Origin of the sequence: Campylobacter sp. 2352 PW, from assembly GCF_024723575.1 — a bacterium.
In the GTDB taxonomy this organism is placed as follows: domain Bacteria; phylum Campylobacterota; class Campylobacteria; order Campylobacterales; family Campylobacteraceae; genus Campylobacter_D.
Map to the genome: position 1 here is coordinate 148,056 of NZ_JANQCX010000002.1, position 17,634 is coordinate 165,689.

Annotated in this window: 15 protein-coding genes and 1 tRNA gene; 6 read left to right on the top strand and 10 right to left on the bottom strand. The window is 29.2% G+C overall.

The window, feature by feature from the left end; translation table 11 throughout:
• Nucleotides 1-90: 90 nt before the first annotated feature.
• Genes der through CAMP5121_RS01965 form a run of 5 tightly spaced genes read left to right on the top strand, consistent with a single transcriptional unit; the run spans nucleotide 91 to nucleotide 6,571 of the window.
• Nucleotides 91-1,476 (top strand): ribosome biogenesis GTPase Der, encoded by a 1,386-nt coding sequence (gene der, locus CAMP5121_RS01945; protein WP_263683052.1) that lies wholly within the window; start codon nucleotides 91-93, stop codon nucleotides 1,474-1,476.
• Nucleotides 1,460-1,957: a shikimate kinase gene (locus tag CAMP5121_RS01950; RefSeq protein ID WP_337214650.1), complete on the top strand. Its 498-nt coding sequence runs from the start codon at nucleotides 1,460-1,462 to the stop codon at nucleotides 1,955-1,957. The genes der and CAMP5121_RS01950 overlap by 17 nt, the downstream gene beginning before the upstream one ends.
• Nucleotides 1,954-2,913 carry a tryptophan--tRNA ligase gene (gene trpS, locus CAMP5121_RS01955; protein ID WP_263683056.1) on the top strand — a complete coding sequence of 320 codons (960 nt, stop codon included), beginning with the start codon at nucleotides 1,954-1,956 and terminating at the stop codon, nucleotides 2,911-2,913. Before CAMP5121_RS01950 ends, trpS begins: the two co-directional genes overlap by 4 nt.
• A gap of 11 nt (nucleotides 2,914-2,924) precedes the next feature.
• A complete protein-coding gene (serS, locus tag CAMP5121_RS01960) occupies nucleotides 2,925-4,160 on the top strand; it encodes a serine--tRNA ligase (RefSeq protein WP_263708761.1) in 1,236 nt (411 codons plus the stop codon).
• 8 nt (nucleotides 4,161-4,168) lie between these two features.
• Nucleotides 4,169-6,571: a tetratricopeptide repeat protein gene (locus tag CAMP5121_RS01965; protein WP_337214651.1), complete on the top strand. Its 2,403-nt coding sequence runs from the start codon at nucleotides 4,169-4,171 to the stop codon at nucleotides 6,569-6,571.
• 88 nt (nucleotides 6,572-6,659) lie between these two features.
• Here the strand turns inward: CAMP5121_RS01965 and CAMP5121_RS01970 are convergent.
• From CAMP5121_RS01970 to secA, 7 genes are all read right to left on the bottom strand, one after another.
• Nucleotides 6,660-6,734, bottom strand: a tRNA-Asn gene (locus CAMP5121_RS01970).
• Nucleotides 6,735-6,802: 68 nt separating this feature from the next.
• Complete coding sequence (locus tag CAMP5121_RS01975) at nucleotides 6,803-7,711, bottom strand: radical SAM protein (RefSeq protein ID WP_263664016.1); 909 nt, start codon at nucleotides 7,709-7,711, stop codon at nucleotides 6,803-6,805.
• Nucleotides 7,708-8,730, bottom strand: coding sequence for a uroporphyrinogen decarboxylase (gene hemE / locus CAMP5121_RS01980; protein ID WP_337206070.1), 1,023 nt, complete (start codon nucleotides 8,728-8,730; stop codon nucleotides 7,708-7,710). Before hemE ends, CAMP5121_RS01975 begins: the two co-directional genes overlap by 4 nt.
• A gap of 12 nt (nucleotides 8,731-8,742) precedes the next feature.
• Nucleotides 8,743-9,249, bottom strand: a complete 507-nt coding sequence (locus CAMP5121_RS01985) for a YqhA family protein (protein ID WP_012661246.1) — start codon at nucleotides 9,247-9,249, stop codon at nucleotides 8,743-8,745.
• 11 nt (nucleotides 9,250-9,260) lie between these two features.
• On the bottom strand, nucleotides 9,261-10,277 hold the full coding sequence (locus CAMP5121_RS01990) for an aspartate-semialdehyde dehydrogenase (protein ID WP_263664018.1): 1,017 nt from the start codon (nucleotides 10,275-10,277) through the stop codon (nucleotides 9,261-9,263).
• Nucleotides 10,278-10,289: 12 nt separating this feature from the next.
• Nucleotides 10,290-11,579 (bottom strand): sigma-54-dependent transcriptional regulator, encoded by a 1,290-nt coding sequence (locus CAMP5121_RS01995; RefSeq protein WP_263664019.1) that lies wholly within the window; start codon nucleotides 11,577-11,579, stop codon nucleotides 10,290-10,292.
• 8 nt (nucleotides 11,580-11,587) lie between these two features.
• Nucleotides 11,588-14,179 (bottom strand): preprotein translocase subunit SecA, encoded by a 2,592-nt coding sequence (secA, locus tag CAMP5121_RS02000; protein ID WP_263664020.1) that lies wholly within the window; start codon nucleotides 14,177-14,179, stop codon nucleotides 11,588-11,590.
• A gap of 117 nt (nucleotides 14,180-14,296) precedes the next feature.
• On the opposite strand from secA, the gene lolA reads away from it, so the two are divergent.
• Nucleotides 14,297-14,803, top strand: a complete 507-nt coding sequence (gene lolA / locus CAMP5121_RS02005; RefSeq protein WP_263678831.1) for a LolA-like outer membrane lipoprotein chaperone — start codon at nucleotides 14,297-14,299, stop codon at nucleotides 14,801-14,803.
• On the opposite strand, the gene CAMP5121_RS02010 is transcribed toward lolA, so the two are convergent.
• Genes CAMP5121_RS02010 through CAMP5121_RS02020 form a run of 3 tightly spaced genes read right to left on the bottom strand, consistent with a single transcriptional unit; the run spans nucleotide 14,804 to nucleotide 17,572 of the window.
• Entirely contained in the window at nucleotides 14,804-15,448 is a 645-nt protein-coding gene (locus tag CAMP5121_RS02010; protein WP_263664022.1) for a flagellar basal body-associated FliL family protein, read from the bottom strand.
• Nucleotides 15,449-15,450: 2 nt separating this feature from the next.
• Entirely contained in the window at nucleotides 15,451-16,806 is a 1,356-nt protein-coding gene (locus tag CAMP5121_RS02015) for an ATP-dependent DNA helicase (RefSeq protein ID WP_337214652.1), read from the bottom strand.
• Between the two features lies 1 nt (nucleotide 16,807).
• A complete protein-coding gene (locus CAMP5121_RS02020) occupies nucleotides 16,808-17,572 on the bottom strand; it encodes a class I SAM-dependent methyltransferase (protein ID WP_039617845.1) in 765 nt (254 codons plus the stop codon).
• Nucleotides 17,573-17,634 lie beyond the last annotated feature (62 nt).

Genomic DNA, 17,634 nt, shown 5'->3' on the forward strand with positions numbered 1-17,634 from the left:
ATATAAAAATTCCCGTTATTTTAGTCTTTTTTGCTTAATTTTAAGGCAATTTTTATATAATCACAAATAAAAATTTAAAAATGAGTATTAATGCAAAGTATTATTTTAATAGGAAAACCAAATGTTGGCAAATCAAGTCTTTTTAATAGACTTGCAAGAAAGCGCATAGCTATCACCAGTGACATAAGTGGGACTACAAGGGATACCAACAAAATAGAAGTGGAAATTGATGGTAAAAAAGCCTTATTGATAGATAGTGGTGGACTTGATGAGAGCAATGAGCTTTTTAAAAATGTCAAAGCAAATTCACTAAAAGCTGCTAAAAATAGTGATATTATCTTTTATATGGTGGATGGAAAATTTCTGCCCGATGATGAAGATAAAGCTTTTTTTTATGAAATGAAAAAACTCAACAAACCTATAGCCTTAGTAATTAACAAGGTGGATAATAAAAAGGATGAAGAAAGATCTTGGGAATTTTCTAATTTTGGAGTAAAAGAAGTTTTCAATATCTCTGTTACACATAATATAGGCATTGATGAGCTTTGCATGTGGGCTGGTAAGTTTTTAAATGAAAGTTTTTTAAATGCAGATGAAGAAGAAGACTTTGAAAGCTATTTAGAAAATTTTGATGAAAATAGCGGAGATTTTAAGCTAAAAACTATCAATGAAAACCATATTAAAGTAGGAATTATCGGTAGGGTAAATGTAGGAAAATCAAGTCTTTTAAATGCTTTAGTTAAAGAAGAACGTAGCGTGGTAAGCGATATAGCAGGCACTACGATTGATCCTGTTAATGAAAGCATTATGCATAAAGATAAAATCATTGAGTTTGTAGATACTGCAGGGATTAGAAAACGTGGTAAAATACAAGGCTTAGAGCGTTATGCGCTAAATAGAACTGAATATGCCCTAGCTAATGCTCAAATTGCACTTTTAGTGCTTGATGCAGCTGAGGGTTTTAATGAACTTGATGAGCGTATTGCAGGACTTGCTGCCAAGCATTGTCTAGGTGTGATTATCGTGCTTAATAAATGGGATAAAAGCGAGCTTGATTTTGATAGAACTTTAAAAGAATTAAAACTAGATCGTTTTAAATTTCTAGCTTATGCACCCGTTGTAAGCGTATCAGCTTTAAGCGGAAAAAGAGTACATGTACTTTTAGATAAAATCTTAGAAGTTTTTGCCAATTTTACACAAAAAATTCCAACTGCAAAATTAAATGCCTTGGTAGAAGAAGCCACAAGAGCCCACCCACTACCGCATGATTATGGTAAATTAGTAAAAATTTATTATGCGGTTCAATATGACTTAGCGCCTCCAAAAATAGCTCTAATCATGAACAGACCAAAAGCTTTGCATTTTAGCTATAAGCGCTATTTGCAAAATCAAATTAGAAAACAATTTAATTTTGAAGGTGTTCCTTTGATTTTAGCTTCAAGAAAAAAAGGTAGCAAAGATGAGCAAGAAGGATAATCTCCTTTTTGTAGGCTTTATGGGTTGTGGTAAAACAACCATAGCAAGAGCTTATGCTAAAAAATACAATAAAATATTTTTAGATACGGATAGCTTAATCAAAGAAAAATTTAATCTTGAAATTGATGAAATTTTTAAAACATATGGTGAAAAAAAATTCCGTAAAGAAGAGAAAAAACTTGTTTCTTTTTTAACTTGTGTGCAAGATTGTTCTATTGCAAGTGGTGGTGGTTTCATAGAACAAAAAAAACTAAAAGACATTGGGACAATTATATATTTAAAAGCAAGCTTTGATTATCTTTTACAAAGATTAAGCAAGGAAGAATTAGCCACTAGGCCTTTACTTATAAATATAAATAATGCCAAAATTCTTTTTAATCAAAGGGCAAAAAAATATGAAAAAAAAGCAGATATTATAATTAACATTGAAAACAAAAGTATTAAAGAACTTATCAAAGAGATTAAAAAAGAGGTAAAATGAGAGTTATTACAGGATTGCAACCAAGTGGAGATTTACATATAGGCAATTATTTTGGCTCAATCAAACAAATGCTAAATATGCAAGAAGAAAATCAAATGTATATGTTTATAGCAAATTACCATGCTATGACTTCAAGTTTTGATGGTGAAAAACTCAGACAAAATTCACTCAAAGCTGCAGCAGCTTTTTTGAGTTTAGGGATTGATCCGCAAAAAAGCGTGTTTTGGTTGCAAAGTGATGTAAAAGAAGTAATGGAACTTTATTGGATTCTTTCTCAATTTACCCCAATGGGACTTTTAGAAAGAGCGCATAGCTATAAAGATAAAATCGCCAAAGGTTTAAATGCCAACCATGGACTTTTTTCTTACCCTGTTTTAATGGCTGCAGATATTTTGCTTTTTAATGCTCAAGTAGTTCCTGTAGGCAAAGATCAAATTCAACACGTTGAAATAGCAAGAGACATAGCCTTAAAAGTAAATAATGAATGGGGTGAAATTTTCACTCTACCTCAAGCTAAGGTTAATGATGAAGTTGCGGTAGTACCCGGCACTGATGGAGCCAAAATGAGTAAATCTTATCAAAATACAATCGATATTTTTAATACACCAAAAGCTATTAAAAAACAAATTTCTTCCATTGTTACGGATAGTACAGCTTTAGAAGATCCAAAAGATTGGCAAAATTGCAATATATTTAAAATCGCAAAATTGTTTTTAGACAAAACAGAGCAAGAAGCTTTAAAAAGCCGTTATGAAAAAGGTGGCGAAGGCTATGGACATTTTAAAATGTATTTAAATGAAATCATTAGTGAGTATTTTGCCTCAGCCAAGGACGAATATGAAAAATTATTAGCCAATCCTTCAAAAATTGAGGAAATTTTAGAATTTGGAGCAAGTAAAGCAAAAAAACAAGCCCAAGAAACAATGGAAAAAATTTATGCTAAAATAGGACTATAAAAGGAGTTAGAATGTTAGATTTAAAACTTTTACAAAATAATTTCGATGAAATTGCACAAAAATTAAAAGCTAAAAAAATGGATGAAAATTTACTCAAAGAACTGAGTGATTTATTTATAAATTTAAAAAAAGAAAAAGCACTTTTAGAAGAATTTCAAGCTTTTCAAAACAAATTTAGCAAAGAACTTGCAACAGCACAAGATAAAGAAAGCTTAAAAGCACAACTAAGTCAAAATAAAGAAAAAATTAATACTCAATCAAAAATCGTTAATGAATTAGAAGAAAAACTGGAGCAAATTGCTCTAGCAGTACCAAATACCCCTGATGATTGTGTGCCTTTTGGGGAAGATGAGGATGAGAATGTAGAATTAAAAAAAGTTCTTACCCCACCTAGTTTTGATTTTGAAATTAAAGAACATCATGATTTAGGAGAAAAATTAAATTGGCTTGATTTTACAAGAGGAGTTAAAATCTCGCAAAGTCGCTTTTGTGTACTTAAAAATGAAGGAGCTTTACTAAGTAGAGCCTTAGTAAATTATATGATAGATTTTAATAGAAGTAGAGGTTTTGAGTTAGTTAATGTGCCATTTTTAGTAAATAGTGCGACCATGTATGGTACTGGACAACTTCCTAAATTTAAAGATGATATGTATAAGGTAGAAAATGATGATTTATACCTCATTTCAACTTCTGAAATTCCTGTAACCAATCTTTATTCTAATGAAATTTTAACTCAAGAAGAATTACCTTTAAAAATGACTTGCTATAGCGCTTGTTTTAGACAAGAAGCAGGAAGTGCAGGTAGAGACACAAGAGGCATTATAAGACAACATCAATTTGAAAAAGTAGAACTTGTTAGTATATGCAAGCCTGATCAAAGCGAGCTAATGTTTGAAGAAATGCTAAATTGTGCTAGTGATTTGCTAAGCTCTTTAGGTCTAGCACACAGACATTTGATGCTTTGTACTGGAGATTTAGGTTTTTCAGCCGCAAAAACAGTGGATTTAGAAGTTTGGCTTCCATCTCAAAATAAATACCGTGAAATTAGCTCTGTATCTAATTGTAAAGATTTTCAAGCAAGACGTGCAAAAATTCGCTTTAAAAACGATAAAGGCAAAAACGAATTAGTGCATACACTTAATGGCTCTTCGCTAGCTGTTGGAAGAACCTTGGTAGCTATTATGGAAAACTATCAAGAAAAAGATGGAAATATAAGAATTCCTGATGTGTTAAGAAAATACTTTTAAGAGAAAACATGGCCGAAGAAGTAACACTTAAAGAACAAGACAACCAAGAAAAAGCTTTCTCTGAGTTAGATGAAAATCCAGGAGTAGAAGAACAAGCTATCCCTCCTGGCATGATACCTCCTGAATTAGAGGAGGAAGAAAGTACCTTTCAAAGGGTGGAAGAAGAACCTCAAGCACCGCAACCTGAAGAGAAAAAAAAGCTTTTTGATAAAAAATTTATTATTTTAATTTCTACACTTGGAGCTCTTGCTCTAATATTGCTTGTAGTTTTAATTTTACTCATAGTTTTCAAAGAAGATAAACAAGCTATTTTAAATACTCAAGTCTTAGATGATAATACTAGCTCAAGCATCACTAAAGTAAAACAATCAGCATTAGATCTTGTAGTACAAAAAGCAAATTTATTATATGAAAAAGGTGATGTAGAAAGTGCTTTAGAACTTTACAATAATATTAACATTTTTAATCAATCCCTATCTAGTTATAATCTTGGCGTAGCCCAAATGAAACAAAAAGATTATGCTAGCGCAATTGAAAATTTCAAGCAATCTTTAGAATTAGAAGAGCACAAAGTGGCTGCTGCCATAAACACTGCTGTGTGCTATTTTAATCTTGGTAATAAAGAAAAATTTAATTATTATCTTGACTTAGCAAGAGTGCATTTACCACAAGATTCCAAATCATCTTTGTATGATTATTATCTAGGTTTAATTAATTATTATCAAGGATTTTACCCTGAAGCCTTACAAATGTTTATGCGCTCAAACAACATCAATGGTTATCAAGGTGAATCTTATTATCTTGGAGCAAAAGTTTATGCTTTATTAAAATCAGAAAAAAACGCCATTGATTTTTTACAAAAACAAGAAGATTATGAAGCAAGCTTACCCTTAGGCTTATTATATGCAAAATCAGGAAACTATCAAAAAGCTAAAGAATATCTTGAAAAAGCCTCAAAGATAGGAGAACATGAAGCTAGAAGTAAGGTTGCTTTAGCCTTAGTTGAATTAAAAACTGGTCAATTTGAAAGTGGTGCGCAAATTTTAAAAGCTCTTTACATCAAAGATAAAGATATAGGTTCAAAATACTATAATATCAAAACAAGATTAAAAAGAAATTTTTCAAATATTGATATTGCCCAACAAAATTTTGCCAAGAGATTGATTACTGGAAAACAACAAATATATGATTTACTGTTTTACTTTTCACCATATCGTGTTTTTGATGTTAAACAAAGCATGGAGCTTATTACAAAGGCTGATTTGGGAAATTTTATACAAGGATATGAGTACGAAAATGAATTACTTGTTAAAAGTAAGGCTTTGTCAGGGGTTAATATAGAATTATCTCATGCTATTAACTTAGCTTTTAATTTTCATCTAAGAGAAGCTAATCAAGAATTTAAAAACTTAAGTGAAATTTATCATGCTCATGATGTAATTCATTATAATCTTGCCCTAACTTACGCACAATTACAAGATTATAACAATGCTTACAAGCACTTTTCAACCGCATATCATTTAAATCCTAAAAATTATATTGCAGGAATTTTTGGCATATATTGTATGGATCTAGCAAAGAAAGATTATACAAAACTTGCTAATGAACTTTTAGAAAATCTCCAAGCAGATAATACCATTGATCAAAACAACAATATATATAAATATTTACTATATTTAGCTAAAAATGACTTTACTGCTACTATTCCTTACCTAGATAATCTTTCAAATACCAATAACACGCCTTTGGAGTTAATATTTGCTATTATAGCTGCAAATGGCAATAATCTTGAAACCCTAAGAAACCAAAAAATAAAAGAATTAAAAGATTTATTAAGTGAGGATATTATTAGCAATATTTTATATTTTAACTCCAAAAATATGAACTTAAATATCAAAGAATACGCCAAACAAGCTCAAATGTATTTTTTAAATACCAAACTTGATTATAATTCTTTATTTGGAGGAGCTGGGATAGTTAAAGATAGCTATGTAACGCTTATGCAAATAACAGGCTTGCTTAATCATGTTAGAAATGATATTAAAAAAAGACTAGCCATGAGTAATAAAAATTCCATTGGATTAATCTTTGCTCTAGCTTATGTAGATATATTTGCAAAAGAATACCAAGAAGCATATACACTTTATAATATTTTAATAGATGATTACAAAATTAAAGATGCTCAAACTTTATTTTTAGCTGCAGTCGCAGCAATAGGTTCAAACAATCCAAATTCAGCTATAGCTTTACTCGAACTAGCAAGATTAGAAAATGAAGAAACCTTAGAAGCAAGGCTTGCCTTAGGTCTTTTATATCATGAAGTACAAAATCTAGAACCTGCTATGTTTCAGTATGAAAAAGTAGGCAATAACTTCGAAAGCAAATTCTTTACTTTTGATATCAAAAACTAGTATTTTCATAACGAAAATACTAGTTATATAAAAATCATATAATTTATTTAACACTTATAAAAATCAGGATTATAATCTAAAAAGGAAGTGGCTCCGGATGTAGGATTCGAACCTACGACCAATCGGTTAACAGCCGACTACTCTACCGCTGAGCTAATCCGGAACATCAATAAATAAGAAATGACATTATATAAGAAAAAAACGCTCTTGTCAAGAGTTTTTCAAAAAAAATTATATTTTTTTATAAAATTTCACTCCAGCTAGATTTTTTACAATAATTTTTTGCTCATTAAGTAGCTTTTCTAATATATCTTTGCTATATTGACTAAATTTGTTTTCTATATCAAATTCACTTTGAGCTCTAAGTTGCAACATTTTTAAAAGCTCTTGAGCATTAAAATCAATTTTTTCATCTTTATAATAATGCTTAGCAAGCACAACAGGGGCGCTATTAATATACATACTTAATTCTTCTAATTTTTCCATAGATACACCTTTAACAGGATAAGCTGGAGGTCTATCAATAGTGCTGAAATCTACTCTTAATGGCTTTATTTTATCAAATACCTCATTTAAAGCCAACATTTCTTCTTTATTGTCATTTAAATCTTGTACAACTAAAACTTCCATAACAAGCTCACCTAGAAATTTTTCCCTAAAAGTAATCATTTTATCAATCATTGCTTCAAGTTTAATTTGTTTTAGAGCTTTATCTATTCTATAAAATGTTTTTTCTTTAGCACTATCAAGACTAAATTTAACTACATCAATATCCAATAAAGCATTGAATGCATTTGGATTTAACACACCACTACCATTACTTAAAATCAAAAGTTTTTTATCTTGTTTTATTTTATTTAACTCACAAACTAATTCTTTTAAATAAGGATACAGACTAGGTTCACCATTTGCAGTTAATGTGAGAAAGTCAAATTTCACATCGCTAGCTAAAGATTGCTTTACCTGTTCTAAGATATCTTGAATTTTTGGATATACTAAAGATTTTTCCACAGGTTTTGCAGCTTGTAATTCACAATACACGCAGTCAAAATTACATTGTTTTTGATTTGGACTTAAATCAATCCCTAAAGAAAGTCCAAATCTTCTTGAGCTTATAGGTCCAAAGGTAATTTTATTCACTTTTGTGATTTCTCTTGAACTAGCTTGATAAAATATTTAGCATTTTCAACAGGAATATCAGGCAAAATACCATGTCCAAGGTTAAAAATATGCGCACCATCTTGCATGATATTTAAAATTTTATCTACACCCTGCTCAATAGCTTTTTTATCATACAATCTACAAGGCTCCATATTACCCTGTAAAGTATATTTAGCGCCTAGCTTTTCTTTTGCCAATTCTAAAGGCGTACTCCAATCTACACCAAAAACATCAAAATTTCCATTTATACCATCCAAAAATCCACTAACACCTTTAGGAAATAAAATCACGGGAATATGTGGATATTTTTCTTTAATAAAATTAGCAATTTCAAGCATGTATTTAAAAGAAAACTCAAAAAACACTTCTTTTTCTAAAGCACTTGCCCAACTATCAAATATTTGTATAGCATTAGCTCCTGCTTTAATTTGCTCTTGAACATAATGCTTTAAAGCTAAAGTAAGTTTAGATAAAATTTGATGTAAAAATTCAGGATTTTGATAAACTAATTTTTTGCATTTTGCATAATTTTTACTACCGCCACCCTCTATCATATAAGTAGCAATAGTCCAAGGACTTCCACAAAAACCAATCAAAGCTTTATCATGCGCAAGTTTTTCTCTAGTAAGCGCTAGTGCATCATAAACATAAGAAAGATTTTTAATACTTTTTTCAGCATCTAATCTTTCCAAATCTTCCTTAGTTTTAATGGGATTTGAAAATACCGGCCCTTCGCCTTTTTCAAATTTTAAATCCATACCCATTTCTAAAGGCACCACTAAAATATCTGAAAAAATAATAGCTGCATCAACGCCCAAAATATCCACAGGTTGCAAAGTAACTTCACTTGCTTTTTTATAGTCCTTGCAAAGTGATAAAAAATCCCCAGCACTTGCTCTAACTTCCATGTACTCAGGCAGATATCTTCCTGCTTGACGCATCATCCAAACCGGAGTATAAGGAGTTGATTTTTTAAAACACGCATCAATAAAAATCATTTTTATTCCTTATTAATGATCACTTTTATGCAAGAAATAAAGCCCCACACAAAGAGCCAAAATAGAACCTGCTAAATAAGTCATATCCAAAACTGTATTAAGTTGCATTTGTAAAATTCTTTGAAAAAAATTTACAACTAAAACCATGATAATTACTTTTGCAAGCTTATCTTTTAGCTGATCCAAACTATGTACTTCTAAAACTTTTGACTGCTTTGTTTGTTTAAAATCCTCTATTTCGCTAATAAAAAGCTCATAAATTCCAAAAGAAAAAATAAATAAAACCAAAGCCATCAAATATAAATCCACAGCTCCTATAATCAAACCAACAATATCTTCATGCAAATCTACCGTAGAATTTGGCAACATAAAGTATTCAAATACATATTTTAAAACTTTAATCACATCATAACTTGCGATAAAAAATAAAACAAAAGCCCCTATTAAACCAAAAATCACAGGTAAAATAGTAACCAAACGACTTTTAACTAATAAATTCTCAAAAAATCTTTCTAGCATTTTTCTCCTTTTTAAACCAATTCTAGCCATTTTTGCGCAATACGCACTGCATTTGTAGCAGCTCCTACACGAATTTGATCAGCCACGCACCATAAATGTAAAATGTTTTTGTGATTAATATCACGTCTAATTCTTCCTACATAAGTTTCGTTAGTGTCACTTGTAAAAAGTGGCATAGGGTATTTTTTATTTTCTACATCATCAATCACAACAACACTTGGTGCCTTAGAAAGTATCTCTTTAACTTTAGCAACATCAACATCTTTTTCAAAATGCATAGTAATGGCTTCACTATGGCTTCTAAGCACAGGAACTCTTACGCAAGTTGCTGAAATTTCAAGTTTTTTATGCAATATTTTTTGCGTTTCATTTACCATTTTTAATTCTTCTTTGGTATAGCCATTGTCGCTAAAAACATCAATTTGAGGAATTAAATTTAAAGCCAAAGTATATGGAAAAGTTTTTGCTTCAAATTCATCCAATTTAAAAGCAAAAAAACTTTGCATTCCTTGAACTAGTTCTTCCATACCTTCTTTACCTGCGCCACTTGCTGCTTGATAAGTACTTACATCTACTCTTTTTAGATTAAATACATCATCAAGTGGTTTTAAAACATGTACCATTTGTATGGTAGAGCAATTTGGATTAGCAATAATCCCTGTTTTTTCCCAATCTTTAATATCTTCACTATTGCACTCAGGAACCACCAAAGGAACATTCTCATCCATTCTAAAATGACTCGTATTATCAATCACCACAGCACCACATTCTACTGCGTATTTTGCATACTCAGCACTTATATTTCCTCCAGCACTAAAAAAAGCAATATCTACAGGATTTTCTTTAAAAACACTTGGAGTTAATTCTTTTACTTTATAGCTTTTACCTCTAAATTCTACTTCACTACCTGCACTTTTTGCACTTGCTAATGGCAAAATACTTTCAACTGGAAAATCAAGCTCATCTAAGACATTTAAAAGTTCTTCACCAACTGCTCCTGTTGCACCTACAATAGCTATTTTTTTCATTGTCCGTCCTTTTTAAGTAATATTGTATTTTTTCATTTTTTCGCTAAAAATTTTCTCACTCATCCCTATAAGCTTAGCTGCTTCTGTAATATCTTGCGAATTTTTTAAAGCTTCTAAAATCAATTCTTTTTCAAGATTTTTAATATCTTTACTTTTTCTACTTTCTAAAAATAAATCTTGAGCACTAATCTCATCATTTTCACTTAAAATGCAAGCTCTTTGTATAATAGAAATCAATTCTCTAATATTACCTGGAAAATCATAAGCTAATAAAGCATCTTGTGCTTCTTGGCTTAAAGTTTTCTCATTAAAATCATATTCTTTACACGTATCAAGTAATACCTTTTGCGCAATTTGCAAAATTTCTTCTTGACGCTCTCTTAGCGGTGGTATATTAATAGGAATAGTATTAAGTCTATAATATAAATCTTGTCTAAATTCATTATCTGCAATCTTTTTTTCTATATGAGCATTAGTTGCACTGATAATTCTTACATCAATCTTTATACTTTTAGTACTCCCTAATCTTGTAATTTCTTTTTCTTGTAAAGCTCTTAATAATTTTGCTTGAATTTCATAAGGCATTTCACCTATTTCATCTAAAAACAAAGTGCCTTCATTAGCGAGCTCAAACAACCCTATTTTAGTAGTATTAGCATCAGTAAATGCACCTTTTTCAAAACCAAAAAGCTCACTTTCTATCAAATTTGATGGAATTGCTGCCATATTAATAGCCACAAAAGGTTTTTGTGCTCTTTTTGAATTTTTATGCACAAAATTTGCAAAAACTTCTTTACCTACCCCACTTTCTCCAAAAAAAAGCACACTTGCATCTGTCTTAGCAGCTTTTAAAGCCAAATTTAGACAATTTTCCAAAGCCTTAGAAGTACCATAAAAATCTTGATTTTCTTCTTTTTTAGAAGTCTTTTTATTTGTTTTTTTAGAAGTCTTTTCTTGAATTATTTTTGCGCGTTTTATTGCAGTTACTAAAGTATTAATATCAAATGGTTTTACTAGAAAATCTTTTACTCCAAGCCTTACTGCCTCTATAGCGCGATTTAGCGTTGCATTGCCTGTGATAATGATAAAATCATATTTATTCTCACAAGCTTGTACAAATTCAATACCATCCATACCCGGCATATTAATATCTGTAATAATTAAATCAACATCATCATTTAATTTTTTTAGCGCTTCAGTTGCTGATTTATAGGATTTTATAGTAAATTCTTCATACTCACCCAAAGCTATTTCGAGTGATTTTCTCATATTTATATCATCTTCAACTATAACTAAATTCATCTCAAACCTTAAGCTAAAATACCTTTTTTAGGACCACTTTTACCATGACATTCTTTATATTTTTTGCCACTACCACAAGGACAAGGTGAATTTCTAGGCACTTTAGTAATTTGTGCTTCACCGTTTTCATTAATACCACTTTCTGTAGTATTTGATAAAAACTGCTCATTTTGTTCATGGCTTTTTTCTTCAAAATTTTGTGCTTCTTTTTGAGTAAAAACTACATTAAATAACAATTTTAAACTGTCAAATTTAATACGCTCAACAAGCTCCATGAAAAGATTATAACTTTCTTTTTTATACTCCACTAAAGGATCTTTTTGGTTATAACTTCTTAAACCTATACCAGTTTTTAAAATATCCATTTGGTATAAATGTTCTCTCCATAGATTATCTAAAATTTGAAGATATAAAATTCTTTCAATTCTTCTAGCTTCCTTATCTTCAATAATACTCATTTTGTCTTTATAAGCTTTTTCTAAAATTTCACTTAATTTGTTTTCTACTTCAATCGTACCTAAATCTTTAAAATCAGCTTCGTTTAGTTCAAGGTTACACTCATAACTTACTTTTTGCTTTAAGCTTTCAAAATGTTTAACATCATCTTCAAGCTCTGCATTTAGATAAATTTGACTTACCAAATGATTGCTATATTCAACAATATTTTTTAAAATTTTATCTTGCAAATCAAATTCTTCATCTAGTAATTCATTTCTATAATTATAGATAGTCTTTCTTTGCTCATTAGCCACATCATCATATTCAAGCAAATGCTTTCTACTTTCAAAATGTAAACTTTCAACTTTTTTTTGAGCATTTTCTACAGCTCTTGTAACAATGCGACTTTCTATATGCTCACCCTCTTCTATACCCAATCTTTCCATGATATTTTTAATGCGATCACCGCCAAAAATTCTCAAAAGATTATCCTCTAAACTTAAATAAAATCTACTTACACCAGGATCACCTTGACGCCCTGCACGACCACGAAGTTGATTATCTATTCTTCTACTTTCATGGCGTTCAGTTCCTATGATATAAAGCCCTCCTAAAGCTCTTATTTCATCATCTATTTTTATATCAACGCCACGACCTGCCATATTAGTAGCTATGGTTACTGCACCTTTTTTACCCGCATCTTGGATAATCAAAGCTTCTTGCTCGTGATTTTTAGCGTTAAGCACATGATGAGGAATGCGTTCTTTTACAAGCATATTATGAAATACTTCACTTCTTTCAATACTTGCAGTCCCTACTAAAACCGGTTGACCTTTTGCATTTGCTTTTTTTATCTCTTCAATAACTGCTTTAAATTTTTCTTCTTGAGTTTTATAAATCAAATCATCTTTATCTATTCTTGCAACCGGTATATTTGTAGGTATAGAAACTACATCTAAATTATATATTTGAGAAAATTCTGTTGCCTCAGTTTGTGCAGTACCTGTCATACCTGCTAATTTTTTATACATTCTAAAATAATTTTGGAAAGTAATATCTGCTAAAGTTTGACTTTCTTCCTGAATTTTTACTCCTTCTTTAGCCTCTAACGCTTGGTGCAAGCCATCACTAAAGCGTCTTCCTTCACTTAGCCTTCCTGTAAATTCATCAACAATTACAACTTCTTTATCTCTTAATACATAATGCACATCTTTTTCAAATAAATTATGTGCTTTTAAAGCTTGATCAAGCTGATGGGCTAATATTGCATTATCTAAGCTATATAAATTTTCCACTCCAAATAATTTTTCTGCCTTAGAAATTCCAACCTCTGTAATCATGATAGTTCTATTTTTCTCATCAACAACAAAATCTCCACTTGGTAATTCTTGAGGAGTAGTCGCTGCTTGGCCTTTTTGCATTTGTTTTGCTACTTCATTTGCTTTAATATAACCATCTAAAGTTCTATTTGTAGGCCCACTTATAATAAGCGGAGTTCTTGCTTCATCTATTAAAATACTATCTACTTCATCAACTATAACAAAATTATGCTCTCTTTGTACTTTTTCAAGCTTTGAAAATTTCATATTATCACGCAAATAATCAAAGCCAAATTCATTATTTGTACCATAAGTTATATCACACTCATAAGCTTTTTTATGTGCTTCATCGCTATTTTGCTCTGAAAGTATCACACCTACACTAAAACCTAAAAAATTATAAATAGCACTCATTTGCCCTGCATCTCTTTTGGCTAAATAATCATTTACGGTAACTACGTGCACACCCTTACCGCTCATAGCATTTAATACAACAGGTAAAGTTGCAACCAAGGTTTTACCTTCCCCGGTTTTCATTTCAGCGATTTTTCCCTCATGTAAAACCATACCACCGATTAATTGCACATCAAAATGACGCATATTAAGCGTTCTTTTTCCTACTTCCCTAACTATTGCAAAAACATCATTTAGTATTTGGTCTAAAGTTTTTTCTTCTTTTTGAATTTGTGTTTTAAAATCTATAAAATTTTGTTTTAATTCATCATCACTTAAATTTTGGTATTTTGACTCTAAAGCATTAATTTGCGCAACTCTCTTTAAATATTTTTTTACTTCTCGATCGTTTTTTGTGCCAAATATTGCTTTAAATACACTAGAAAACATTTTTTTACCTTTAATTACAAAAATATATGCTAGATTATACCTTGATTTTAATTAGAACTATATAAAATTTTATTTGCATAAATTTTATATAATTTGTAAAATTTTTAAAGGATAATTATGAAATATTTTGTATTTTTAATGATATTTGCTTGTAATATTTTTGCTTTTGATATAAATTTTAAAAATTTTAGCAGTGATTTTGAACAAAAAGTGCAAAGTAATAATTCTTCGCTAAATTACAAAGGAAATTTTATCATCACTCAAAATAAAGCCTTTTGGAATTATACTAAGCCGAATAAAAAGCAAATTTATATCAACAACAAAGAAGTTGTTATCATAGAACCTGAATTAGAACAAGCCATTTATACTCAATTGCAAAATTTACCAAATCTTCAAGCAATTTTTAAAAATGCAAAATCAATATCTCACGAAAGCTATGAAGCAAAATACGAAAATATCATATATAATATCAAACTAGAAAACGGTAGCCTTAACAGTATTTCTTATAAAGATGAATTAGGAAATTTAGTCAGTCTTTATTTTTACAACCAAAAATTTGATCAAAATATCAACGATAATATTTTTATACCAAAAATTCCAAGCCATTTTGATATAATCCATTAATCAAAATGGTATCTCTTTAAACAAATCTTGTTCTTTGCTTGGTGCTAACATTTGCATTTGAGCATTTTCCATAGTTTTTAAAATCATATCCATAGCTTCTTTGCTTGTATTAGTATCTTGATTAAAACTTATATTACTATCTTTAATACTGTTTGTTTGAGTAGCATTTATGTCTTTTGGCTGGGTATTATTTTGATCTGAAGTTTTAGCAACTTTAAGAATATTTTGAATTTCTTCTTGCTTAGCAGTTTCTTTTAAATCTTCTTCCTTTTTTTCTAAATCTTTTACAAAACGCTTAAGCTCTTCTATATCAAATTGAGCCACTGAGTTAATTTTTAAAATATAAATGTTTTTTATTTGGGTTTTGTATTTTTTATTGCTAAATTTAAGCAAAGTTTCTTTGAAGTTATTTTTACCCACTTCTGTAAACAAATCTTCATAAAAATAACTAGATACAATAGTATTTAATGCGTCTGTAATTTTCTTTTGTTCTAAATTTTCTCCCTCAAAATCTAAAGTCATTTCAATCTTTTTTAAAGTATTATTTCCAGCTTTTGAATACAAATCCGTTCTAAAATCTTCTATACTCAAAGAATTGGCGTAAATACTACAAAAAGAAAAAAATAAAATTACTGCCCATCTCATAATCACTCCCTATCTTCTTCTAAATTTATAAACTTTTCTTGCAGATAAAATCGCTTTACCTCTTTATCAAATTTTAAAATTTTTAAAAAATAATCCTCAAAAGGCATTTTATAATTATATATTATTTTTAAATTACTTGGATTAATGGCTCTTGATAAACATACATATAATTGTCCTTTTTCAAAAATTCCATCAATATTACATATTAATTTATCTATACTCATACCTTGAGATTTATGGATTGTTATAGCATAAGCTAATTTTATAGGAAATTGAACAAATTTAGCTTTTGTCTTAACTTCTAGTTTTTCATCTTTGTCTAACTCATACTCTTCTAAGGTATATTCATATGGTTTTAATTTCAATCTTTCACCATTATTTTTTTCTATCAGAATATATTCTTGCTCTTTATCTTTTATAAAATCTAAAACAACACCTTGCTCCCCATTGTAATAATTTTCTTCTTTATTATTCACACAAAAAATAATCTTAGCACCTATTTTTAATTTTAACTCACTCAAAGAATTAAGTCCATTAATCCACTGCTCGTAAGTTTTATCATCTAAGGTACAATCTAGTTTTTCAGCTTTTGCTTTAAATATACTTTCTTTACCTTGCAAAAGATTTAATTTTTCAGTATTAATATGATTAGTCTTTTTATTGGTAGCGCATAATAAAGTATACTCATCCATATACTCAAGTAAATTTTTTGAACTAATTAACATTTTTTTAAAGAAATTCAATATTTCTTTATTTGTTTCACCCATTCTAAGAAAAAACAAATATTCATAAAATTGTTTATCTAAAGTTCTTTTTGTAACACTAAGTTTTAAATTAATAAATTTAAGATCATTCCAAGCTTGCGAAGAAAAAGCATATAAAGTATTTTGAAATAAAGTACTTTGAATTTGATTTTCTTTATGCTTAACCACGGGTGGAAGTTGAAAAAAATCTCCAACTAATAAAATTTTACCATTAAAACCACTTCTTGATAATCTATAATAAATCATTTCCATCAACGAAGCACTTACCATAGAGATTTCATCAATAACCAATAAATCGCATTGTTTTAAAATTCTCTTTAATTTTTCTAGTTTATCTTTTTGCTTTCTATCTTCATAATATAACTCATCATAATTTTGACATCTTTTAAAAGCAAAAAAACTATGTAAAGTAACCCCACCTATATTAAAAGCACTAAGAGCAGTAGAACCCAATACAATAACAATTTTTCCTTGAACTCTATAAGATTTTATAAGCTCCATAGTTAAAAAAGACTTACCAACACCTGCACCACCACTTAAAAATACATTATTATTTTTTAAAAAAAATCTTAATTTATCTACAACTGAGTTCAAGCTACTCTTTCATGCAAGATATTATCAACATCATTGGCCTATGCCATTCTTTTTTAAATTCATTTTTGAATTCAGAAAAAAGATTGATAATTTTATTAGAAGGCTTTGGCTCAATAATATTGGTTATTTTAAAATTATTTTGCAATAAGGGAGAAATATAACTTGTTAAGGTACGGTGATATTTAACCACACCCTCACCTAAAAAATTATATTTATTTTTATTTTCATAAAAATAATTTTTAATAGGAAAAAATTGAATATCCCCATTATTATCATATATAAAATCTTGGGAAATATTTGCGGTAAAAACAGGATGCTCAACACTAAAAACCAAACTACCATTTTTATTAAGAAGATTTGAAATATTAAAAATTAATTTTTCATAATCCTTTATATAATGAAAAACTAAAGAACTAATAACTATATCAAATTTCATATTTTGCAAGTCAGTGATTTTATCTATTTCTTCACAAGAACCTCTATAAAAGGATATTTTATTTTTATATTTACTTGTTTTAGTCTTAGCTTTATCTAACATTTTTAAAGATAAATCAATAGCAAAAACTTTTTTAGCCCCATTTTCTAAAGCATAAATACTATGCCATCCATATCCACAACCTAAGTCTAATATAACTTTATCTTTTAAACTTGGTAAACATGTTTTAAAATCTTCCCATTCACCAGCACCATCCAATCCTACTTTAGATCTTAGCATTAAGGCATATTTATCAAAAAAAATATTATCATCATACTTATTATCTAACATTATACATCCTTATAATAACTTTATTATATCAAAACTTTTCATTTTAATCTCATCAAAAACTC